Genomic DNA, 21,391 nt, shown 5'->3' with positions numbered 1-21,391 from the left:
ATACAACGGCGATGACTGAGTTAGTCGCCACAGCGGCCACTTTATTACAACGACTGGCCCTGACCGACAGCCAGCCTTTAGAATCGGCCGCTGATGTTCTGCCCGGCACCGCTATGCTCGAACTCACCGATCTGCAAAAAAATTTCCAACAGGCCGACGGCGCGGTGCGCGTGCTCGATGGCTTAAGCGCCCATCTACAACGCGGCCGCTCGGCGGCGCTGCTGGGCGAAAGCGGCAGCGGTAAGAGCACGCTGCTGCATCTAATCGCCGGGCTCGACCACTACGACAGCGGCCGCATAGTGCTCGATGGCACCGACACCTCCGCCTTCACCGACGCTGACTGGGCCGCCTGGCGGCGCGACAAACTCAGCCTGATCTTCCAGAACTACCATCTGGTACCGACGCTGACGGTGGCCGACAACCTGGCCCTGCAGGCGCGACTGGCCGGGCGCTTCGATGCCGGCTTTCGCGACCAACTGGTCGAGCGACTGGGTTTAACCGGCCTGCAACAACGCCTGCCGCATCAGCTTTCCGGCGGCCAACAACAGCGCGTCGCCATCGGCCGCGCCCTGCTGCATCGACCGGCGCTGGTATTGGCCGACGAACCGACCGGCAACCTCGATGAACATAGCAGCGCAGCGGTGATGAGTTTGCTGACCGAACTGGTGCGCGATGCCGGTGCCAGCCTGTTGATGGTCACCCACAGCCCCACCATGGCCGACTATCTGGATGAACGCTGGCACTTGCGCAACGGCCGGCTCGAGACGCTGGCATGAACCGACTGCTGCGTGTGCTGCTGACGCTGCTCAGCCATTACCGCCGCCATCCGGCACAAACGCTGTTTTTGGCGGTCGGTCTGGTCACCGGCGTCGGTCTCTGGTCGGCGGTGCAGATCATCAACGACCACGCCCGCGCCAGCTACAGCGAGGCCGACCAATTGCTCGGCGCTCAGGCCAGCCACTGGGTGCGCGCCCGCGATGGCGCCGGTATCGACCCAGCCGCTTATATAGCCTTGCGCCGCGCCGGGTTCACCCAGCTTTACCCGGTGCTGGAAACCCGGCTTGCAGTGAACGACGAACCACTGTGGCTGATCGCCACTGATTTGCTGGCGCTGCCGCGTTCCGAATCGCCACTCGGCGCCAGCGGTGACGACTGGCCGAGCCTGATTCAACCGCCGTTTCAGGCCTGGTACCCGCCCGATTTGGCGGCGGATTTCGACCTAAGCAGCGCAGACCGTTTGCAACTCGACGATGGCCGCCAACTGCCACCGGCGGCGCTGCAACAACAGCCGCAACAGGGCCGGCGCATCTTTATGGACATAGGGGCCGCGCTCACCGTATTGCAGCGCGACCACTTCAGCTATCTGGGCGTGGGCGAACTCAGCGGTGTCGAGGCCGAACGTCTTAGCGCTGCCCTGCCCAACGAACTGCAACTGGTCGATAACCGCCAGCGGCTCGACCTGACTCAGCTCACCGCCAGCCTGCATTCGCATCTAACAGCCATGAGCCTGCTGGCCTTCGCCGTCGGTCTGTTTATCGTCTTTAACGCCGTGCGCTTTGCGCTGCATCTGCGCCGGCCGACGCTGCATACACTGCGCGAATTGGGCGCTTCCAGTCGGCTGCTCAGTGTGGCGGTACTGCTCGAAGCGTTGGTCTGGAGTGTGATTGGCACGCTGGGTGGATTGCTGGTCGGTCGGGCTTTGGCAACGCTGCTGTTGCCGCCGGTCGCCGCCAGCCTGCAAAGCCTCTATGGCGCTGTGGTCGGCGCCGATATTCAACTGGGCTGGGCGCGTATTCTGCTGGCCTGGGGCATTACGCTGGCCGGTTTACTGCTGGCGCTGGCCTGGCCGCTGTGGCGCGAGGCGCGGCAGAACATTCGCCAGGCGCGTTCGGCCAGCGACGACTGGGCGGCCGACAATCAGGCCCGGCTCTGGCTGGCGCTGTTCGGCGTTATGCTGGCACTGGCGGCGGTCATACTGCACGGCCACATGACCACCGTGACTCAGGGTTTTGTAGTGCTTGGTCTGTCGCTGTTCGCGGCTGCCTTTGTGCTGCCGCTCTGGCTGGCCGGCGCCTTGCGACTGATCGAGCACTGTTTACCGAAACCAGCCTGGAAACTGCGCTGGGCGTTCAGCGACGCCTGGGCGCAACTGCCGCAGGTACGCGTCGCCATGATGGCGCTGCTGCTGGCGCTGACCGCCAACCTCGGCGTGGAAACCCTGGTCGGCTCGTTTCGCTCGGCCCTGACCGCCTGGCTCGACCAACGCCTGGCGGCGGATCTCTACATCCAGGACGACAGCCTGCGGTTGGGCGATTTCACCGCTAACGGCCAAGCGCCCTGGCTGATTGCCAGCCATCAACGCAACGGCACCCAGATTCGCTGGGCGGGCCGACCGACATTGATTCGCGGCCTGAACACCGACGCACCTGACAGCCGCGCCCTGCCACTGGCCGACGCCAACGACCATCTCAGCGACTGGTTTGAGGGCCGCAACGATTGGATTCTCGCCAATGAGCAAACCCATCATCTAGCCGGATTAGAGCTGGGGGACAGCGTCGAACTCGACACCGCTCAGGGCGCGCAAAGCTTCCGCATCGCCGGTTTTTTTCACGACTACGGCAGTCCTTATTTTCAGTTCTATCTGCCCTACGCCACGGTCGAACGACTCTGGCCCAACGCCTCGCCGGAAGGTTTAGCACTCTGGTTAAGTGACGCGCCCGATGCCGAACAACAGGCCGAAAGCGCCCTGCTCGCTGCGGGTGCGCAAGCAAGCGAGTGGCTCAACCAGAACACCATCAAACGTGTGTCGCTGCGTATTTTCGACCGAACCTTCGCCATCACCACCGCCATGAACGGTTTAACACTGAGCGTCGCCGGCATCGCCTTATTAGCAGCGCTGCTGGCGCTGCATCAACAGCGACTGGCGCATTATGCACACTGGCGCGCTTTAGGCCTGCGCCACTGTGAATGGCTGTTAATCGTTGCGCTGCCGCTGGCCTTATTGGTGACGTTGACCGGGCTCGCTGCGCTGCCGCTGGGTGCCTTGTTGTCGTCGCTGCTGGTACACGATCTGAACGTCCTCGCCTTCGGCTGGACCATGCCGCTGCAATGGCAGTGGGCACCAGCGCTGCGGCTGGCTGCGTTAACCGCTTTGGTGCTCGCCATCACGCTGCTGATCAGCCTGTGGCAGGTGCGGCGGCGTTTGCCGCAGGCGCTGAAACAACTGGGGGAAGACGACGCATGAGACTCGCCGGTTTGTTGATCATGGCGCTCGCCACCACGGCGTTCGCCGACGACTACCAACTGCTGCGCGCCGACCCGACCGGCTACGACCGCGCCCGACCCGGCCAGCCGATTGAGTTTCCGGCCGATCACCTGCCGCATCCGGATTTCCGCATCGAATGGTGGTATTTAACCGCCAACCTGAGCGATACCAACGGCGAGCAATGGGGCCTGCAATGGACACTGTTTCGCCAGGCACTGACGCCCAACGAAGACCCCGGCGGCTGGGCCAGCAAGCAGGTGTGGATGGCGCACGCGGCGCTGTCGACGCCCGACGGCCACCGCTATGCCGAACGCTTTGCGCGTGGCGGTATTGGTCAGGCGGGCGTGGCGTTAAACAACAACGGCGACTTCAATGCCTGGCTCGATGACTGGCAATGGACCGGCAGCGACGGCTCGTTGTTTCCCGGCAGTTTGGACGTGGCGTTCGACACCATCGACCTGGCGTTAACGCTCAATTCCAAAACACCCTGGGTGCTGCAAGGCGACGCCGGCTATCACCAGAAATCCGACCTCGGCCAGGCCAGCCACTACTACAGCCAGCCGCATATTCAGATCGAGGGTGAACTGACCATCGACGGCGAAACACTCAGCGTCAGCGGTCCCGGCTGGCTCGACCGTGAATGGAGTTCGCAACCGCTGGCGCCGAACCAACCCGGCTGGGACTGGTTCTCGCTGCACTTCGACGACGGCAGCGCCTTGATGGTGTATCAGTTGCGCAACGAAAACGGCGAACCCTGGCTCAGTGGCACCTGGATCGATGCGGATGGCCAAGCGCGCTCACTCGAACGCGATGCCATAGAATTAACCGCCGAGTCCTTTACCACCCTCACCCTGAGCAACGGCCAGCAAAAAAACCTGCCGCTGGCGTGGACGCTGCGCCTGCCGCAACGCAACCAAAGCTGGCGCATTACGGCACCGCGACCGCAGAGCTGGCTGCAAACGCTGTTTCCGTATTGGGAAGGTCCGGTGACGGCGACGGCGCAAAACGACGCCAGCGCAAACGGCGTCGGTTATCTCGAACTCACCGGTTACTGATCGGCGAGAAATTCCAGGGTATCGGCAAAGGCTGGCGACCGGTCGCGCAGGCGTACCGAAAAACTCGCCACCGTGTCGTTATGGTTTACGCCGTCGTAGCGATGCCATTGCACGGGCACGTTTTCGGCCAGCAATCGTGCGGTCAGTTGGTCGATGCTGCGCGCGCCCACGATCGAATCGGCATTGCCATACATTAACAACGCCGCCGGATCATCGGCGCTGGCAAAGGTGACCGGCTGGCTGTCGGGAATGCCATCGGCGGCGCCGAAAATGTCGATGTACAGCGGATCGGTCAGCGGCAGAAAATCGTATGGGCCGGATAACCCCACCCAGCTTGTCAGACGCTTTCGGTCAAAACCGGACGCCTCGGCATAGCGCTCATCCATCGCCAGCAAGGCCGCGATGTGAGCGCCCGCTGAATGACCGATCAAAACGATATCCTGATCCGTATCCAGCCGCCCCTCCAGCCACGCCAGGGCGGCCGCGCCGTCTTCAACGAAGGTTGGGAAGCGCACTTCGGGGTAGAGCCGATAATCGGGAATCACCACCTCGTAACCCGCCTCGGCCAACGCCTGGCCGACAAAGCGATAGGCGTCTTTATCGCCACTGTTCCAGCCACCGCCGTAGAAAAATACCAGCAGAGGCGCGTCGGCGCGGGGTTGGGTGGGATGGTAAATATCGAGCCTCTGGCGCGGCTCGGCGCCGTAGCTAAGATCACGCTCGCGCTCATAACCGCTGTGCGGCGTAATCAGGTTCAGTGCCGTCAGGCCGCAGCCTGATAACAGCGCAGTGGACAACAACAAAAGGGGTAATAAAAAACGCATGGCGCACCGCAGCAAGGATGAAGGGACTTGATACGGCCGCCCGCGTTAAAAAGATCAGATCACCAGCTGATCCATAAACTGATGCACCGGCGTCTGCTTCAGCCGGTCGGCATCGGTGCATAATTCAAAAATCTGCTGCACCCGGCCCGCTGGAAAACGCGTTGCCAGATTGGCGCGGAATTTTTGCTCCAATAACGGAATGCCCTGCTCACGACGACGACGATGACCGATCGGATATTCTACTGCGACTTGCTGCGTTGAACTGCCATCGGTGAAAAATACTTGGATGGCATTGGCAATAGAACGTTTATCGGCTTGGTGATACTCGGCGCTGTAACGTTTGTCTTCAACGATTTCCATCTTATCGCGCAGCCGGTCGATTTCCGGGTGAGCAGCATGAAAATCATCTTCGTAATGTTCGGCTACCAAATTACCGAACAGCAGCGGCACGGCGGTCATATATTGCAAACAATGGTCGCGGTCGGCGGCGTTCGCCAAGGGTCCGACTTTGGAAATAATGCGAATCGCTGATTCGTGCGTGGTAATAACAATACGGTCGATTTCATCGAGGCGGTCTTTCACCTGCGGATGCAAAGTCACCGCCGCTTCGGCCGCCGTTTGCGCATGGAATTCCGCCGGAAAACTGATTTTAAACAGCACGTTTTCCATCACATAACTGCCGTAGTCGCGCTGGAATTTAAACTGCCGATCGGCTTCCGGTTTCACTTGCTGATCTTTATTGGTCTTGCTGAACAGTACGTCGTAAAAACCCCACTGCGGCGCGGTCAGCGCTCCGGGAATGCCCATCTCACCGCGCAAGGCGATATCGACCAAACGCACGGCTCTGCTGGTGGCATCACCGGCCGCCCAGCTTTTACGCGAACCGGCGTTCGGTGCATGACGATAAGTGCGCAATGCCTGGCCATCGACCCAGGCGTGCGACAAGGCGCTCAACATTTGTTCGCGGTTGGCGCCCATCAGTTTGGCGACCACCGCCGTGGAGGCGACTTTTACCAGCAAAACGTGATCGAGACCGACGCGGTTAAAGGAATTTTCCAGCGCCAGCACGCCCTGAATTTCGTGTGCTTTGATCATGGCTTCGAGCACGGCGTCCATCGTTAACGGCGCTTCACCGCGAGCGACTTTCTGCTGCGATAAATGATCGGCCACCGCCAGAATGCCGCCCAAATTATCCGACGGATGACCCCACTCGGCGGCCAGCCAGGTGTCGTTGTAATCGAGCCAGCGCACGATGGCGCCGATATCCCAGGCGGCTTTCACCGGGTCGAGCCGCAACTGCGTACCCGGCACGCGTGCGCCATGCGGCACCACCGTGCCTTCAACGATTGGGCCCAGATGCTTGGTACATTCGGGAAAGCGCAACGCCAACAGACCGCAACCGAGGGTGTCCATCAAACAGTTGCGGGCGGTGTCCCAGGCTTCCGTGCTGGTGATGTCATAGTCGAGTACGTAATCGGCAATGGCCTGGAGAACGCTGTCGTAGTCGGGGCGATTGTTTGTATCAACGTTTGAAGACATGGGGTGTATTTGGTCCTGTGGTTGTTTTTGATGGGAGACGCTTAACGGGAAACGGGAGACGCTTAAAAGCGGCGACGGGCTGGCCCTGTACTAACTGGCGTTTTCCGTCTCCCGGGTGCGCAGCACCCAAGCGTCTCCCGGAATTTACCTCCGCTCCAGCGGCGTAAATTCCCTAATTTCCGGCCCGACGTAATCGGCGCTGGGTCGGATAATGCGATTGTTCGAGCGCTGCTCTTTAATGTGCGCCGTCCAGCCGGTGGTGCGCGCCATGACAAAGATCGGCGTGAATAACGGCGTTGGTATACCCAGGCTGTGGTAGGCCGGAGCGTGAAAAAAGTCGGCGTTGGGAAAGAGTTCTTTTTCGCGCCACATCACCATTTCGCAGCGTTCTGCGATGTCATAAAGACGACTGTCACCATCGGCATTGGCCAGTCTTTTCGCCCACTTTTTTATGATGGCGTTACGCGGATCGCTGGTGCGATAAACGGCATGGCCGAAGCCCATAATTTTGTCTTTGCGCGCCAGCATGGCGAGCAATTGTTGTTCGGCGTCGTCCGGGTTTTTGAAACCTTCGATCATTGCCATAGCGGCTTCGTTGGCACCGCCGTGCAAGGGGCCGCGCAAGGTACCGATGGCGCCGGTGACCGCGCTGTATATATCGGTCAATGTGCTGGCGGCAACTCGCGCCGCAAAGGTCGAGGCATTGAATTCGTGTTCGGCATAAAGAATCAGCGAAGCGTGCATCACCTTGATGTGATCCAGCGGCGGTGCTTTTTGATGCAGCAGCGTTAAAAAATGTTCAGCGATGCTTTCGGCGCCGCTGTCGGTGTCGATGCGTTTGCCGCTGTGACTGTAATGAAACCAGTAACAAATAATGCCAGGAAAAGCCGCCAGCATCCGTTCGATGGCAGCGTCCTGATCGTCAAAACTTTGCTCCGGTTCGAGCACGCCAAGCATGGAACAACCGGTGCGCATCACATCCATTGGATGCGCCGAGGCGGGAATGCGTTCCAGCGTTTCCAGTAAGGCTTGAGGTAATTCGCGTTTGGTGGCCAGACGGTCGAGATAATCGTCGAGTTCGGTGCGACTGGGCAGTTCGCCATGCTGTAACAGATAGGCGACTTCTTCGAAATCGGCGCCGTCGGCGAGCGACTGAATGTCGTAACCGAGGTAGGTTAAGCCGCTGCCTTCCTGGCCCACGGTACACAATTTGGTTTCGCCGGCGACCTGACCTCGCAAGCCAGCGCCACCTAATTTTTTATCCACCATCTTGGCCTCCTGTTTTTTATTATTGATTTCAGTAACCAACCCCACCGCTTAACCCAGGTTTCCGGGAACAGACTTTGGCGGGAGTCGGCGGCATGGATGCCGCCGCCTAGCCTACAGGGATGTATTCACGGCGACCGCCAAGGTCTGTTACCGGAAGCCGACCCTTAGGATTTATCAAACAAAGCATCCAACTTGACTTCGTAATCGTGATAACCCAGCACGTCATACAATTCTTCGCGGGTTTGCATGCGATCAACGACCGCTTTCTGATCGCCGTTGTCAGCAATGCTTTGATACACCGCCAACGCTGCCTGACTCATCGCCCGGAAGGCACTTAACGGATAGAGCACCATAGCCACGCCGACCTCGGCCAACTCGCTTTGGTTAAACAACGGCGTCTTACCGAATTCGGTGATGTTGGCCAGCACCGGCACATCGAGTGCCTCGGTGAAGGCACGGTAATCGTCGAGCGTGTGCACCGCCTCGGCGAAGATGCCATCAGCGCCGGCTTCGACACAGGCGCGGGCGCGGTCGAGCGCGGCCTGCAAACCTTCCTGAGCAAAGGCATCGGTGCGCGCCATCACAAAGAAATCAGCGTCTTGGCGCGCATCGACACAGGCTTTAACGCGGTCGACCATCTCCGCGCTGGAAACGATTTCTTTGTTCGGGCGATGGCCGCAGCGTTTTTGCGGCACCTGATCTTCAATATGAATCGCCGCTACGCCGGCGCGTTCCATCTCCGCTATGCAACGGGCGATGGAAAAAGCGCCACCGAAACCGGTATCGACATCGACCAGCAGCGGTAGATCACAGGCGGCGGTAATGCGGCGGGCGTCTTCGGCAACATCGTTCAAAGTGGTGACGCCCAGATCGGGTAAACCAAAAGACGCATTGGCCACACCGCCGCCGGACAGATAAATAGCCTGATGGCCCGCGCGCTGCGCCAGCATGGCGCTGTAGGCGTTAACAGCACCGACAATCGGCAAGGGTTGGTGGTTGGCTAAAGCCTGGCGAAAACGGGTTCCGGCGCTCATTGGGGATCCTCCTCGGTCAGTTGCTCAAGTACCGCCCGGGCCGAGCGGATGTGGCGTTTCATCAGCAGGGCGGCAAGTTCACCGTCGCGCTGGCGCAAAGCCTCATAGATGCGCTGATGTTCCTCCAACGCCTGGCGCGGCCGCCGGCGCTGGTTGGCCGACTGGTAACGAAACATGCGCACCCGCTGGTACAGCTCGTCGCACAGCAGGCTGATCAGCCAGCGGTTGCCACTGGCCTGAATGATTTTGAAATGGAAGTCGAGGTCACCGTCCTGCTGAATGTAAAACTGACCGTCCTGGTCGTCCAGGTAGCGGGCGTGGCGTTCAAGCACCGCACCGAGTTCGTCCAGCTCGGCCTCGCTCATCAGCTTGCCGGCTAGCTCACAGGCGAGCGATTCGAGGTTTTCGCGAATCTGGTACAGCTCGATCAGTTCGGCCCGGTCGAAGCCGACCACCTGAGCGCCCACATGCGGCACCTTGCGCACCAGTTTGCGGCTTTCCAAGCGGCCCAGCGCTTCACGCAACGGCCCGCGGCTGATGCCGAGATCACGCGCCAGATCGGATTCGCGCAGCCGGCTCAGCGGCGCGATCTCGCCCTGGATAATGGCATCGAGCAGTTGCTGGTAGATGCGGTCGGTCTGGGTGCGAGCTTCCATAAATTGTCTACAATTTTTAAGTTGGCGCGATTAAAAGACATTGAAATCGCTATTACAACCTTATTTTGTAGACAATTAGTCGAAACCAGCTTGTGAACACTTCGTTTGAACAGTCGTTGTAACCGGAGCGGGCATCGCGGTAGCATCGAGCCCAGACCAAGCCAACCACGCCGTATCGGTACTGCCATGAGCACCATCGACATCCGTTTGCTGCAAACGCCTCAGGATCATCTCAGCGGCGACACTGAGCAGACCCTCTATGACAATCTGGCCGAACAGGGCCTGGTGCTGCGCAAAGCCTGCGACAACGGCGCTTGCGGCATCTGTCGCTGTCGGCTGATGTCCGGTGCGGTGGATTATCGCGGTCGTCATCCGCATGGACTGAACGGTGGCCAGCAGGCCGATGGCTGGATACTGCCCTGTATCGCCTTTCCCAAGGCCGATCTGAAACTGAACCATTTGCGTCTGGAAAGTTGATGAGCACTTTCTATTTCGATCTTTATTACGCTGGCGAGCGGCTGGAAGGCTTCAGCGAAGCAGAGGTGCGCCGCGATATGGCCACCCTGTTCAAGACCGATGCCGAGCGCATCGCCCGCTATTTCACCGGCCATGCCGAGGTGATCAAACTGAAGGTGGCGGAGGTCACGGTGCCGCGCTATCAGGCTGCCATGCAGGCGATCGGCGCGACCCTGATTGTGGTGCCGGCAGGCACTGAACCACCGGTGATCGATGCGCCGGACAGCGCTGAACCGGTTGTAGTAGATACCTCTGCGCTCAGCCTGGCGCAAGCCGGCACGGAACTGACGCAGCGACAACCACCGGCCGAAGCCGCTCAGGTCGATGTGTCGTCACTGTCGCTGTCCGACAGCCCGGCTCCGCTGCAGCCAGGCCGCGATGACGATACGCCCAAGCCTCCCGATACCAGTCATTTGTCTTTGTCGGGAGACGCTTAACGGGAGACGCTGGACGCCGGTTAATTAGCATCTCCCGTCTCCCGTTAAGCATCTCCCGTATTCAATAGCCTCAATCAACTGGCCTTTCCCCAGCCAAGCACCTAGCATTGCCGCCTCTGTTTGCAAAGGTCGCGCATGTCGTCTCCATCTCTATTCAAGTCCCGCTCTCATCAATCTGCGTTCAGTGAACCGGTCTTCCGTCCCTACTTTCTGGCTTCCTGCTTTGCCACCCTAGGCACCTGGATCGTGCGTTTTATGATCGGCTGGAGCGCCTGGAATCTCACTGAATCCGCCTTTTGGGTGGGCACCGTCAGTGCACTCTTGCTGGTGCCGACCTTTGTATTCTCGCCGCTCTTTGGTGTGGTTTCCGATCGCATCGATACCCGCAATGGCATCGTCACGACGGCGGCCTGTAACTCGGTCATCGCCATAGCCATCACCTTGCTGTTTGCGCTCGACCGCTTGGGCATTGAGCCGCTGTTGCTGTTCGCCCTGGCGTTTGGCAGCGTGACCGCCGCGCACCAGCCGATGCGGCTGGCATTGATGCCGCGCCTTCTGCCGCGCAACCTGTTGCCCAGCGGCATCGGTTATTCGGCCATCGTCTTCAATACCTCGCGCATTATCGGGCCAGCATTAGCGGCGGCTTTGCTGACAGTGAGCAGTCCGTTTTGGGTGTTTGCGCTGGCGACGGCGCTGTTTGTTACCACGGCGATTCTGCTGCTGCGCCTGCCCCATGCGGCGGCGGCCGAACGCTCACAACAGGCGTCCTTATTGACCGACCTGCGCGCCGGCTTTGGTTTTATTGCCGCCACGCCGATGATCCGGCTGATTCTGGCGATGACGCTGGTCAACGGTCTGCTCGGTCGTTCGGTCACCGAGTTGCTGCCGGCGATTTCCGGTCATCTGGCCGGAGGCACGCCCAGCGCGCTGGCCACCCTGACCGCCAGTGCCGGCGCCGGTTCCATTCTCGGCGGCTGGGTGACGTCGCGCCAAAGCGGCAATCCCGGCCGCATCAGCAGGCTGGTCTATGCCGCGCTGTGCCTCAGTGCTCTGGTGTTGCTGCCGGTTATTACCTTGCATGGCCTCGGCGCCCTGGTGCCGGTCATTTTATTGTCGAGCCTGTTTATGACCATGATCGGTACCGGCAGCCAGGCGCTGGTGCAGTTGACGGTCGATGATGCCTATCGAGGACGGGTGCTGAGCATCTGGTCGATGGTCAGTCTGGGGGCGCCCTCCATCGGCGCATTCGCTATGGGTGCTGTGGCTGAACGGCTGGGTTTCGGTTGGACGCTGGTGGTCTTTTCGTTGTCGGCTTTGGCGCTGACCGCCCTGCTGTGGCGCCGCCGCTACTGGTTTGTCGCTCTGGAAGACAGAGCCCCGACGTCGCCTTAATGCGCACGATCGGTGTTCAACGACTATCCTGCCGTTAGGCGCGTGAAAAAAGGACAGCCGCTTTTGTTCCTAGGTAATACTCCCGAAGAGATCGAACTGCAGCGCAAGTTGCTGCTGATGCGTTTTTTTGTCATCACCGGCAACCTGGTCATGGCGCCGATGCTGGTGGTGTCTGTGCAGCACGGCCGCTGGCAGAACGCGATCATTCTTGCGGTCATGATTGCGCTCACTGTTTATCTGGTGCTGCGCGCCCATCGGCACCAGCAAACCCGGCAGGTCAGCCGGGTGCTGTCATTATTGCTCTGGGTCTTTACCACCTATCTTATGATCAGTGGTGGCTATGCTGGCACCGGCATTTACTTTGCGTTCGGCCTGCTGGTGTTGATGATCATGCTCGCCGGTTTGCGCTTTGGCTCTGTGCTGGGGGTCAGTTATCTGCTGTTGATGGTGGCTGTGCAGGTGCTGCAACCGGACTTTGCTTATCAATACCCGGTTTCCAGTCAGGTGCGGCTGTTGATTGCTTCAGCGTTTTTAGTCTTGCTGTTGCTGATTGCCGAGTGGATTCACTTGCAATCCTATGTCGCCATCAAGCTGACGGTGGAAAAACATCAACGCAATTCGCTGACCGATCCGCTGACCACCCTGGTCAATCGCGCCGGTCTGGAACGCAGTCTGAGCCTGTGGACCGATCCCTATCAACCGGCTGCGGTGGCGTTGATCGATATCGATCATTTCAAACAGATCAACGATCAATATGGCCATGCGATTGGCGATATGGCGCTGGCGACCGTGGCCAAAGTATTGCGCAATAATCTGAAGCAGCACGACATCGTTTGTCGCTGGGGCGGCGAGGAATTTGTGGTGATTTTTGAGCAGCTTAACTTGCAGCAGGCGACCGAAGTGGTCGATCAGTTACGTGAGTTGCTGGCCGACCGGACCTTTAACCTCGAGGACCAAGAAATCAAATTACGCTTCAGCGCCGGCGTTGCCAGCTTTACTGGCAACCAGGGTTTCACCGGCGCACTGCAACAGGCGGACGCCCGCGTCTATCAGGCCAAACGCGCCGGACGCAACCGGGTGGTCAGCAGCGACGATTGACGCTTACAACGACTCTTCGAGGTTACGTCGCGGGTTGAAATCGCCCTGCAGCTGACCGAGTTCGCGGTACAGTTGTTCGGCCGCCGCTGAGTGTTTATCGGGCACCGCCAGTTCCAGTTTAACCACCAGATCACCGCTCGGATTTTTGCCCAGACCACGACCTTTCAGACGCAGTTTTTTGCCGGAGGTCGCACCTTTGGGCACGGTCAAACGCACCGCGCCTTGCAGCGTCGGTACCATGACTTTGGCACCGAGGGCGGCTTCCCAGGGCGTGATCGGCAGGATCAACTGAAGGTCGCGACCGTCAACACTAAAACGCGTATGTTCGGCCAGTTCGACTTCCAGATAGAGATCGCCCGCCGCGCCATTGCCGGCACCCGGCCCGCCCTGGCCCGCCAGGCGAATACGTTGCCCCGGCAAGACACCTGCCGGTACCCGTACTTTCAGGGTGCGGGTGCGCGACTGACCCGGCTGCCAGCCACTGTCGGGCAGGCGCAGGCGAATTTCGCGTTCAACGCCGTTGACCGCGTCTTCCAGGCTGAGGGTAATGCGATGGGTGACATCCTGGCCGGGTTGGTCAAACGCCGCCTGCCAGCTTTGTCGACCGCCACGGCCACCCATGCCGCCGCTCATGCCACCAAAGACCGATTCGAAAAAATCGCCAAACTGACGATTAAAATCGGCGTCGCTGAAACGACTCGACTGGCCACGACCACCACCGGCGCGCAGCTGCCGTAATTGGTCATACTCGGCGCGCCGTTTGGCATCGCCGAGCACTTCGTAGGCTTCGCCGACTTCCTTGAAACGCGCTTCGGCATCGGCGGCGCTGCTGACATCCGGATGATATTGCCGCGCCAGTTTGCGATAGGCCTTTTTGATCTCGGCGGCATCGGCGCTGTCCGATACCCCGAGCACGCGATAATAATCTTTGAACTCCATCTCGGGTCTCCGTTGAGAGCTCTAATCTGCGCTCATAATGTGACCAAACCGGCCGGAAACAAGGGTGTCAGCGCACGGCTGACACTTAACCAGCAGCCAGACTTTCCAGCGTCAAGGCGGTGCGAATCAGCCGTTCATCATCGCCCGGCAAGGCCGTTAGCTGTACCGAGGTGGGCAAGCCCTGGCTGTCCGTTCCGGTCGGTAAGGCAATGGCCGGACAGGTTAACAGACTGGCCGCCATGGTCAGCCGCAAGGCGTCCAGATTGACCTTGGCGTAGAGCGCATCATCGGTTTCCAGCGGCGCGAGCTCCGGTGCGACGTTGGCGACGGTTGGCGAGATCAACAAGGCGCCGTCGAGTTGCTCGGCCAGTTCCATCTGCAACCGGGCACGGGCGCGATACAAGCGAATAACCCGATCGGGGGTGGCGTCTTTGATGGTCAGTAAGCGATCGCGCACCCGCGGATCAAAGTCGCTGGCGGGCCTGCTGTCGAGCAGGTCTTTGTATTCGGTATAGGCTTCCATGCCGCCCAGCCAGCCATCGTTGGCGATGGCGGCCAAAGCGTCCTGAATAGCGGCGACCGGGCGGCGCAGCACGCGAATGCCGGCGGCTTCGAAGCGTTCAGCGGCGGCCAGCAGATTGGCGCGCACCGCTTCGCTGATAAACGGATCGGCCAGTGCATCGGTATCGAGAATCACGCGGATATCGCTGGCATCGACCGGACGGCGATGTTCCACCTTGCCCAGGCGCATGGCGTCGTCCACCGCCATCACGTCGGTCAAGGTGCGCGCCAGCACACCCAGTGTATCCATGGAACGCGACAAGGGATGCACGCCACCCATGGCCGGACGATGCATCGACGGCCGGTAAGAAACCAGACCATTGAAGGCCGCGGGAATGCGCAAGGAACCGGCGGTATCGGAGCCAACAGCGGCGGTGACGACGCCCTGCGCCACCGCCATGGCGGAACCACTGCTGGACCCGCCGGGCACCCGGGCAGGACCGCCTCGATCCAGCGTCGGTGTGCCGTAATGCGGGTTCAGCCCCAAACCAGAATAGGCCAATTCGGTCATATTCACCTTCCCCACCGACACCAGACCGGCCTGGCCCGCCAGCCGCACGGCGTCGGCATCGCGATCAGCCGGGACCTCATAGAGGCGACTGCCCGCTGTGGTCACCGTGCCGCTCATATCGACCAGATCTTTCCAGGCGATGGGCACACCATCGATCGGGCTGAGCCGCTGGCCAGCCTGTTGCCGTGCCCGCGCCTGCTGAGCTTCAAAGCGCGCCCGTTCGGCGAGAATATTGATAAAGACTGACGTCGAATCGGCGGCTTTGGCCAAGGCCGTTTCGGTCAACTCAACCGGGTCTAAGCGGCCGCTGGCGATGCCTTCGGCCTGTTGCCAAAGGGTGATATCGGAATGGCTCATACTGTCCTCGTTTTGACTCTTTTAGACCGCCCGGTGCTGCAGTGCTTCTCCGTGCATCAGGCGACGAATATTGGCGACGCTGGCGTTCAGGATACCGGTGACTGACCGATCGGTCAGCCCACCCAGATGCGGTGACGCGACCAGATTCAGTTGAAAGATGGGATCATTCGGATCCGGCGGTTCCTGCCAGAAAACATCGAGACCGGCGCCAGCCAGCTGACCCGATTGCAGCGCCGCAAACAGCGCATCGCGCTCGACCAGTCCGCCGCGACCGACGTTGATCAGATAGCTGCCAACCGGCATCTGCGCCAGTCGTTCGGCGTTGATCAAACCATGGCTGTCGCTATCGTCAGGCAAGGCCAGGATAACGATGTCCGATTGCGCCAGCAGACGCGGCAACTCATCCGCGCCACCCAACCAGTGCAGCTCAAAAGCCTGCGCCAATTTGGCATCGGGCGTGCGTTTGATGGCGCTCAGTTGCACGCCGAACGGCGCCAGCCGCCGCGCGATCGCCTGACCAATGGCGCCAAAGCCGACCAGGCCCACGCGCTGGCCGTTCAGACTGATGCCGGTCGGCTGACCCATCAAACCAGCGGCCAGCGTAGCAGCGTGCTCCGGCGCACGGCGCAGCAGCGCCAGAAGCAGATAGATGGCCAGTTCAGACACCGAATCGGCGTTGCCCGACTCGGCGGTTGGCACATTGGCGACCGCCACCGAAGCGCCTTGGGCGGCATCCAGATCAACGCCTTCCAACCCAGCACCCATCTGCTGGATCAATTGCAGGCGGTCAGCGCCCTCAATCAGGGCAGCATTGAGCTCGCTCATGGTGGGAATCACCACCTCGAAACCGGCCAGGCTGGTTGGATTAAAGCCGGTAGCGACAAATTCCACCTCCGGCAAGGCGGCACGGAATCGCGCCAGAATTCCGCCCCAGGCGTTTTCCGGTGCGGCAAACATCACCCGCATAAGACGTCAGACTCCTCGTATTTTGCATGGCTGGTCGGCCAGATAGATGAGTGCAGCAAGATGCAGGCCTAGTCCGAGGCCGGTTCGGGGACGATGCCCACCAGTTGCATGACCGCTGTTTCTGCGGCATCGAAATAGTCGCTGCTGGTCAGCGTCTTGGCACCCAATACCGCGCCTTGCAACAACGCCAAAATCTGACGTGCCCGCTGCTCGGGCTGGGCATCACCCAGGTGCTGCAGCACGGTCTGTAACCAATCGAGATTCAACTGATAAAACGCGGTCACGCAACGATTCACTTCGTCGGGCAGGCTGTCTTTTTCCGCCGCCAGCATCATGCAGATGGTCAGGCGATTGTTGCCCGCACGCAGTTCGCTGCCGTAAATGTCGACAAAGCGTTGCAGCTGCGTCTGAGCTGAGCTTCCGCTCGCCGCGATCTGCTCCAGCGCCTGCGCAAAGCGCGCCTGGTAGCGACCGGCAACCGCCACACCCAGGTGCGTCTTGGTGGGGAAGTGGTAATGCACGCTGGCGCTTTTGATGCCGACTTCATCGGCCAGGGTGCGAAAACTCAAGCCGGAATAGCCGCGCGTACGAATGGTTTCCTCGGCCCGCTCCAGCAGGCGTTCGGCAGTGCTGTTCATCTTGTTCAACCGTTAACTGACCTAGCGATCGGTAGTCTATTGACGCCCCGAGGTACTGTCACTATAGTTTACCTACCTATCACTAGATAGATAAACGAGGAAAACGTCAATGACACAGACAGCGCAAGCGCAATTGGTGGTTCTGGGCGGTGGCCCGGGTGGTTATTCAGCGGCCTTTCGAGCCGCCGATCTGGGCTTGCAAGTGACCCTGGTCGAGCGCTACCAGCGCCTCGGTGGGGTTTGTCTGAATGTCGGCTGTATTCCGTCCAAGGCCTTGCTGCACATCGCCGGTGTGGTGGAGGAAAATGAACATCTGGCGGCGCTTGGTTTCAAAGCTCAGCAACCCGAATTAAAAGCCGTGCAAAACTACCGCGACCAGACCGTCGAACGCATGACCACTAACCTCAGCGCCATGGCCAAAGAGCGCGGCGTCACCGTTATTCAGGCTTCTGCCGTGTTTGAAGACGCTCAGCAATTGCGACTCACTCACGCCGACGGCACTGAGTCCCTGCTGCGTTTTGAGCAGTTGATTCTGGCGGTCGGATCGCGCGTCGTCGAACTGCCCTTTCTGCCCAAAGATGAGCGCATCTGGGACTCCACCGATGCACTGAAACTGAGTGAGATTCCCAAACGCCTGCTGGTCATTGGCGGCGGCATCATCGGCCTGGAAATGGCGACGGTGTATCGCGCGCTGGGCAGCGCCGTCACCATCGTCGAAGCGGCCGACCAGTTGATTCCAGCGGCCGATGCCGATCTGGTCCGGCTCTATCAGCGCCATAACAAAGACCGCTTCGACATCCGCCTGAACACCCGCCTCGACAGCGTCACTGCCAGCAAAACGGCTTTGCACGTCAACTTGATGGACGCTCAGGATAACGCCGCCCAGGAGAAGCTAGAAAGCGCCGACTTCGACGCCATTTTGGTGGCCGTCGGCCGCCGCCCCAATGGCGATTTGATAGCCGCAGACAAAGCCGGATTAACGGTCGACGAGCGCGGTTTTATCGCCGTCGATGACCAGTTGCGCACCAACCTCAATCACATCTTTGCCATCGGTGATCTGGTCGGCCAACCGATGCTGGCGCACAAAGCCAGCCACCAGGGCCATGTTGCCGCCGAAGTCGCCGCCGGCGAAGCCGCACGCTTCACACCCATGGCGATTCCGTCCATCGCCTACACCCACCCGGAAGTCGCCTGGACCGGCCTGACTGAAAAAGAAGCCAAGGCACAAGGACTGAAGGTTCGCATCGCCGCTTTTCCGTGGAGTGCCAGCGGCCGAGCGTTGGCGTCCGACCAAAGTACCGGTCGCACCAAGCTGATTTATGACGCCGATACCGATCGCCTGTTAGGCGCTGGTTTAGTTGGCGCGCACGCTGGCGAACTGCTCGGGGAACTGACCCTGGCGCTGGAATTCGGCGCCAGCACCGAAGACCTGGCATTAACCATTCACGGTCACCCGACGCTGCACGAAACCGTCGGTCTGGCCGCCGAAATGGCCAGCGGCACCATCACTGATCTGCCCAATCCGCAGGCTAAAAAAAAGCAACCCGCCTAAATAATTCAGCATCGACTCAGACAAATAACCTATTGCTTGTCTGAGTCGATAGACAACGCCTAATCACCAATAACCAACTGCGCGCTTTGTTTTCGCCGTCAATATTCCAGCAGTTTCAATATTTACAAAGTTGTCATTTTTCTCTGAGCAGCAGAGATACGAATAAAAGCAAACTGTTGCGCAGAAATTTCTCCTTAGGATTGAACCGATTAACAACAAAACCTGAAGCAATAATTAATAAAAAGCCACGAAAAATTCCGCCAATTTACCGACACTCCCAAGCATTAATACATTACTAATATTGAATATTACTGAGTCGTATAGACGCCCCAAAAACAGCGCTCCATACTGCCCTTTGCTGCATGGAGGGAACATGCAGCAAACACACAAAGGAGACTGAACCATGATTAAATTCACTCAATGCTCTGCGGTTATTTCAGTAGCAACACTCTTAGCCCTGGCCTCGCCTTTTGGGTATGGCGACGACCTTATAAGCAATTCAGCCGATTCAGAAGAAGCGACAACAATAGAAGTAGGTCCATCTAGTGGCCTCGGCCTGCTAGAAATGCCTTCAATTTTCCCTTCCACCTTTGAAATGAATAGCCACAAACAAGAAAGTGGCGGCATTTCACGCTTTGCCATTGGCGACGATGGTCCGGGATGGAACGTCAATACCAATATCAATTATAACAACGCCTTCAACAGCACAACGACCAATCACTACTATCTATTTGACCTCGCGCAACCAACTAAAATTACAGGGCGAGCCTGGAATCTACCCAGTACTTCGAACCTCGATATCGCTTTATGGCATCTGGATACTGAATCAAATATCTGGAACCTGATCGCATATTCTCAACTGGGTTACGTTGATGAAGAGCAACTAAGTGCGATTGCTGAACCAGGAAGCTATATGTTTGAGGTTGCCCGGATCACCTCTCTGGATGTAAACCCCTACAATTTCACTATTACAACAACGGACTTAGCCGTCGACAGTAACGAACCCAATGATAACTTTTGGCAATCGACAATCATCGAGTCATTCAGCAACATTACTGCCACTTTGGATAACGACTACGATAAAGATTATTTCTTTTTCACAACGGCTAACGAAATTAGCATTAACTACCGGCTGACAGGCGGCGACTTTACGGCAACTCTGTACTACGACAACGGCACACCTGCTTTTACACTGCCCAACAATACGCTACAGCGCATTACTCTTCCGGCTGGCTCATACTTCTGGTCTATTTCATCACCCTCCAATGATGTTAGCTCTGGTAAAAGCTATACCTTTGAACAGCTACCGCACATCCATGAACTCACCTTTACGCTGCAAACGGATCCCACCTACACTCGCCGAGTTGACTATGGTCGTGGCAAGCATTTCCACATCTACGATGACGCCGATGTTTGGGGAACGGCTTACGACGCAAATGGCGATCCCATTGCCAACGCAACCATTCGATTTACTGCTAAATCGTCAGTTACTTCCGCCAGCGACATAACGACAACCACCACGACCGACGCTCAAGGAAACTATAGCTTTATTATGTATTCCCCCAGCGGGGCTGCACAGTACACCCGCCAAGGTGCCGGTCTGCTCTACCACTACGATTTGCATCCAGTCGTTATTCAATCCGTCAACCAGATAAATGGTGCTTATCTCGTCACTCGCATTGTTGAAATTGATGACGTTTCTCAAGTGCCTTCACTCAGTGGCTACATCATTTTGAACGACGTGGCGTACTACACCAATAATTGATCCCCTCATATCTGATCGATCGTTTATTAAACTGGCTTGCGGGCAAGCCAGTTTTTTTTAAGCAACAAGAAAAGGAGACCATAGTCTGTGCGTTACTGCCTATTCTATGCTCCGTTTCTCATTACCAGTCGACCTATCGATTAGTGCCCACCTGACCACACCCCTTTGATAACGAATTTGGCGAACAATGGCTAACCACCACCATTCTCATCGCTATCACGCCGCCACGATTTCCAATCGATCAATCAGGCCATCAACCAATTCAAAGCGGTAACGCAATACCACTGGACTGCCAGGGAAATTGCCAGCCACCCGAGCGTCGACAAAAACGACCGGCGGCTGGCCGTCGACGGTCAGCGGCGTGCTCTGATGCTGATAGCGTTCGCGGCTGTCGCGCGCCCAGGCGGCAATGGCAGTCGCCCCCTGACGCCATTCGCCTTCATCTTTAACTCTGGCCGTTGCGGTGAAGTGGCTCACCTGAGCCTCGATATCGCCAGCGTTGGCGGCGGCAAAATAATCGGCCAGTGGTGCCGGTATATCAGTGAGGACAGTCATTTTCTCTGCTCCTGTCGTTGCGAGATCGCCATACTGGTATCCACCCTATAAAATGGCAAGAACCGACAAAAAAGTAAGGTACTGACCATTGAGTAAGAATCGCGAATATACGACGGATAGCGCTGCCGAAGGGGTCGAAAAAGCCTTAAAGATGCTCGAAGGCCGCTGGAAGCTGGTCATTCTTTTTCATCTCTTTGGCGGTCAGGTGTTGCGCTTTTCCGAATTGGAAAAAGCCATCAGCGGCATTTCCCAGAAAATGCTGATTCAACAGCTGCGCCAACTGGAAAACGACGGCATCGTGCAGCGCATCGTGCACCATCAGGTACCGCCCAAGGTGGAATACTGCCTAACCGACTGGGGCCAGTCGCTGTGCCCGGCGCTGGATGCACTGCTGGGCTGGGCGGCGCAACAACCCAGCGACTGAACGCCCCGTCAGCCAGAGCTCAAGTTTCCCTCAACCCA

General features: G+C 58.6%; 20 protein-coding genes. 10 read left to right on the top strand and 10 right to left on the bottom strand.

Annotated elements, in window-relative coordinates; translation table 11 throughout:
• Nucleotides 1-11 precede the first annotated feature (11 nt).
• The 3 genes from ACXAE6_RS11265 to ACXAE6_RS11255 are packed head-to-tail and all read left to right on the top strand — an operon-like array spanning nt 12 to nt 4,320.
• Complete coding sequence (locus ACXAE6_RS11265) at nt 12-776, top strand: ABC transporter ATP-binding protein (protein WP_475147693.1); 765 nt, start codon at nt 12-14, stop codon at nt 774-776.
• Entirely contained in the window at nt 773-3,244 is a 2,472-nt protein-coding gene (locus ACXAE6_RS11260) for an FtsX-like permease family protein (RefSeq protein ID WP_475147691.1), read from the top strand. Before ACXAE6_RS11265 ends, ACXAE6_RS11260 begins: the two co-directional genes overlap by 4 nt.
• Nucleotides 3,241-4,320, top strand: a complete 1,080-nt coding sequence (locus ACXAE6_RS11255; RefSeq protein ID WP_475147688.1) for a lipocalin-like domain-containing protein — start codon at nt 3,241-3,243, stop codon at nt 4,318-4,320. Before ACXAE6_RS11260 ends, ACXAE6_RS11255 begins: the two co-directional genes overlap by 4 nt.
• Here the strand turns inward: ACXAE6_RS11255 and ACXAE6_RS11250 are convergent.
• The 5 genes from ACXAE6_RS11250 to ACXAE6_RS11230 form a co-directional block, all read right to left on the bottom strand.
• Complete coding sequence (locus ACXAE6_RS11250; protein ID WP_475147686.1) at nt 4,314-5,144, bottom strand: alpha/beta hydrolase; 831 nt, start codon at nt 5,142-5,144, stop codon at nt 4,314-4,316. The two genes, ACXAE6_RS11255 and ACXAE6_RS11250, sit on opposite strands and share 7 nt — an antisense overlap.
• A gap of 54 nt (nt 5,145-5,198) precedes the next feature.
• Nucleotides 5,199-6,683 (bottom strand): 2-methylcitrate dehydratase, encoded by a 1,485-nt coding sequence (gene prpD / locus ACXAE6_RS11245; RefSeq protein WP_475147683.1) that lies wholly within the window; start codon nt 6,681-6,683, stop codon nt 5,199-5,201.
• A gap of 144 nt (nt 6,684-6,827) precedes the next feature.
• Nucleotides 6,828-7,952 (bottom strand): bifunctional 2-methylcitrate synthase/citrate synthase, encoded by a 1,125-nt coding sequence (prpC, locus tag ACXAE6_RS11240; RefSeq protein WP_475147680.1) that lies wholly within the window; start codon nt 7,950-7,952, stop codon nt 6,828-6,830.
• A 164-nt stretch (nt 7,953-8,116) separates the two neighbouring features.
• A complete protein-coding gene (gene prpB, locus ACXAE6_RS11235) occupies nt 8,117-8,986 on the bottom strand; it encodes a methylisocitrate lyase (protein WP_475147677.1) in 870 nt (289 codons plus the stop codon).
• On the bottom strand, nt 8,983-9,642 hold the full coding sequence (locus tag ACXAE6_RS11230) for a GntR family transcriptional regulator (protein ID WP_475147674.1): 660 nt from the start codon (nt 9,640-9,642) through the stop codon (nt 8,983-8,985). Before ACXAE6_RS11230 ends, prpB begins: the two co-directional genes overlap by 4 nt.
• Before the next feature lie 186 nt (nt 9,643-9,828).
• Here ACXAE6_RS11230 and ACXAE6_RS11225 point away from each other — a divergent pair, with 186 nt between their 5' ends.
• The 4 genes from ACXAE6_RS11225 to ACXAE6_RS11210 all read left to right on the top strand — a co-directional run bounded on the left by ACXAE6_RS11225 (nt 9,829) and on the right by ACXAE6_RS11210 (nt 13,085).
• Nucleotides 9,829-10,119 carry a 2Fe-2S iron-sulfur cluster-binding protein gene (locus ACXAE6_RS11225; protein WP_475147671.1) on the top strand — a complete coding sequence of 97 codons (291 nt, stop codon included), beginning with the start codon at nt 9,829-9,831 and terminating at the stop codon, nt 10,117-10,119.
• Complete coding sequence (locus ACXAE6_RS11220; protein ID WP_475147669.1) at nt 10,119-10,595, top strand: hypothetical protein; 477 nt, start codon at nt 10,119-10,121, stop codon at nt 10,593-10,595. The genes ACXAE6_RS11225 and ACXAE6_RS11220 overlap by 1 nt, the downstream gene beginning before the upstream one ends.
• Before the next feature lie 135 nt (nt 10,596-10,730).
• Complete coding sequence (locus ACXAE6_RS11215) at nt 10,731-11,987, top strand: MFS transporter (protein ID WP_475147667.1); 1,257 nt, start codon at nt 10,731-10,733, stop codon at nt 11,985-11,987.
• A gap of 63 nt (nt 11,988-12,050) precedes the next feature.
• Nucleotides 12,051-13,085 carry a GGDEF domain-containing protein gene (locus ACXAE6_RS11210; RefSeq protein WP_475147664.1) on the top strand — a complete coding sequence of 345 codons (1,035 nt, stop codon included), beginning with the start codon at nt 12,051-12,053 and terminating at the stop codon, nt 13,083-13,085.
• Between the two features lie 3 nt (nt 13,086-13,088).
• On the opposite strand, the gene ACXAE6_RS11205 is transcribed toward ACXAE6_RS11210, so the two are convergent.
• The 4 genes from ACXAE6_RS11205 to ACXAE6_RS11190 form a co-directional block, all read right to left on the bottom strand.
• The gene (locus tag ACXAE6_RS11205) at nt 13,089-14,024 is read right to left on the bottom strand and encodes a DnaJ C-terminal domain-containing protein (RefSeq protein WP_475147662.1); all 936 of its coding nucleotides are present in this window, start codon (nt 14,022-14,024) and stop codon (nt 13,089-13,091) included.
• 85 nt (nt 14,025-14,109) lie between these two features.
• On the bottom strand, nt 14,110-15,453 hold the full coding sequence (locus ACXAE6_RS11200) for an amidase family protein (RefSeq protein ID WP_475147659.1): 1,344 nt from the start codon (nt 15,451-15,453) through the stop codon (nt 14,110-14,112).
• Nucleotides 15,454-15,474: 21 nt separating this feature from the next.
• Nucleotides 15,475-16,419: a 2-hydroxyacid dehydrogenase gene (locus ACXAE6_RS11195; protein WP_475147656.1), complete on the bottom strand. Its 945-nt coding sequence runs from the start codon at nt 16,417-16,419 to the stop codon at nt 15,475-15,477.
• 68 nt (nt 16,420-16,487) lie between these two features.
• A complete protein-coding gene (locus tag ACXAE6_RS11190; RefSeq protein WP_475147654.1) occupies nt 16,488-17,057 on the bottom strand; it encodes a TetR/AcrR family transcriptional regulator in 570 nt (189 codons plus the stop codon).
• Between the two features lie 109 nt (nt 17,058-17,166).
• Between ACXAE6_RS11190 and lpdA the strand changes: the two genes are divergently transcribed.
• Complete coding sequence (lpdA, locus tag ACXAE6_RS11185) at nt 17,167-18,609, top strand: dihydrolipoyl dehydrogenase (protein WP_475147651.1); 1,443 nt, start codon at nt 17,167-17,169, stop codon at nt 18,607-18,609.
• 403 nt (nt 18,610-19,012) lie between these two features.
• Nucleotides 19,013-20,374, top strand: coding sequence for a hypothetical protein (locus tag ACXAE6_RS11180; protein WP_475147649.1), 1,362 nt, complete (start codon nt 19,013-19,015; stop codon nt 20,372-20,374).
• A gap of 216 nt (nt 20,375-20,590) precedes the next feature.
• On the opposite strand, the gene ACXAE6_RS11175 is transcribed toward ACXAE6_RS11180, so the two are convergent.
• Nucleotides 20,591-20,929 (bottom strand): nuclear transport factor 2 family protein, encoded by a 339-nt coding sequence (locus ACXAE6_RS11175; protein WP_475147646.1) that lies wholly within the window; start codon nt 20,927-20,929, stop codon nt 20,591-20,593.
• 88 nt (nt 20,930-21,017) lie between these two features.
• Here ACXAE6_RS11175 and ACXAE6_RS11170 point away from each other — a divergent pair, with 88 nt between their 5' ends.
• Nucleotides 21,018-21,353, top strand: coding sequence for a winged helix-turn-helix transcriptional regulator (locus tag ACXAE6_RS11170; protein WP_475147643.1), 336 nt, complete (start codon nt 21,018-21,020; stop codon nt 21,351-21,353).
• Nucleotides 21,354-21,391 lie beyond the last annotated feature (38 nt).

Source organism: Saccharospirillum sp. ABV4_185 (assembly GCF_056159245.1).
This window is presented reverse-complemented; position numbering and strand designations above follow the sequence as displayed.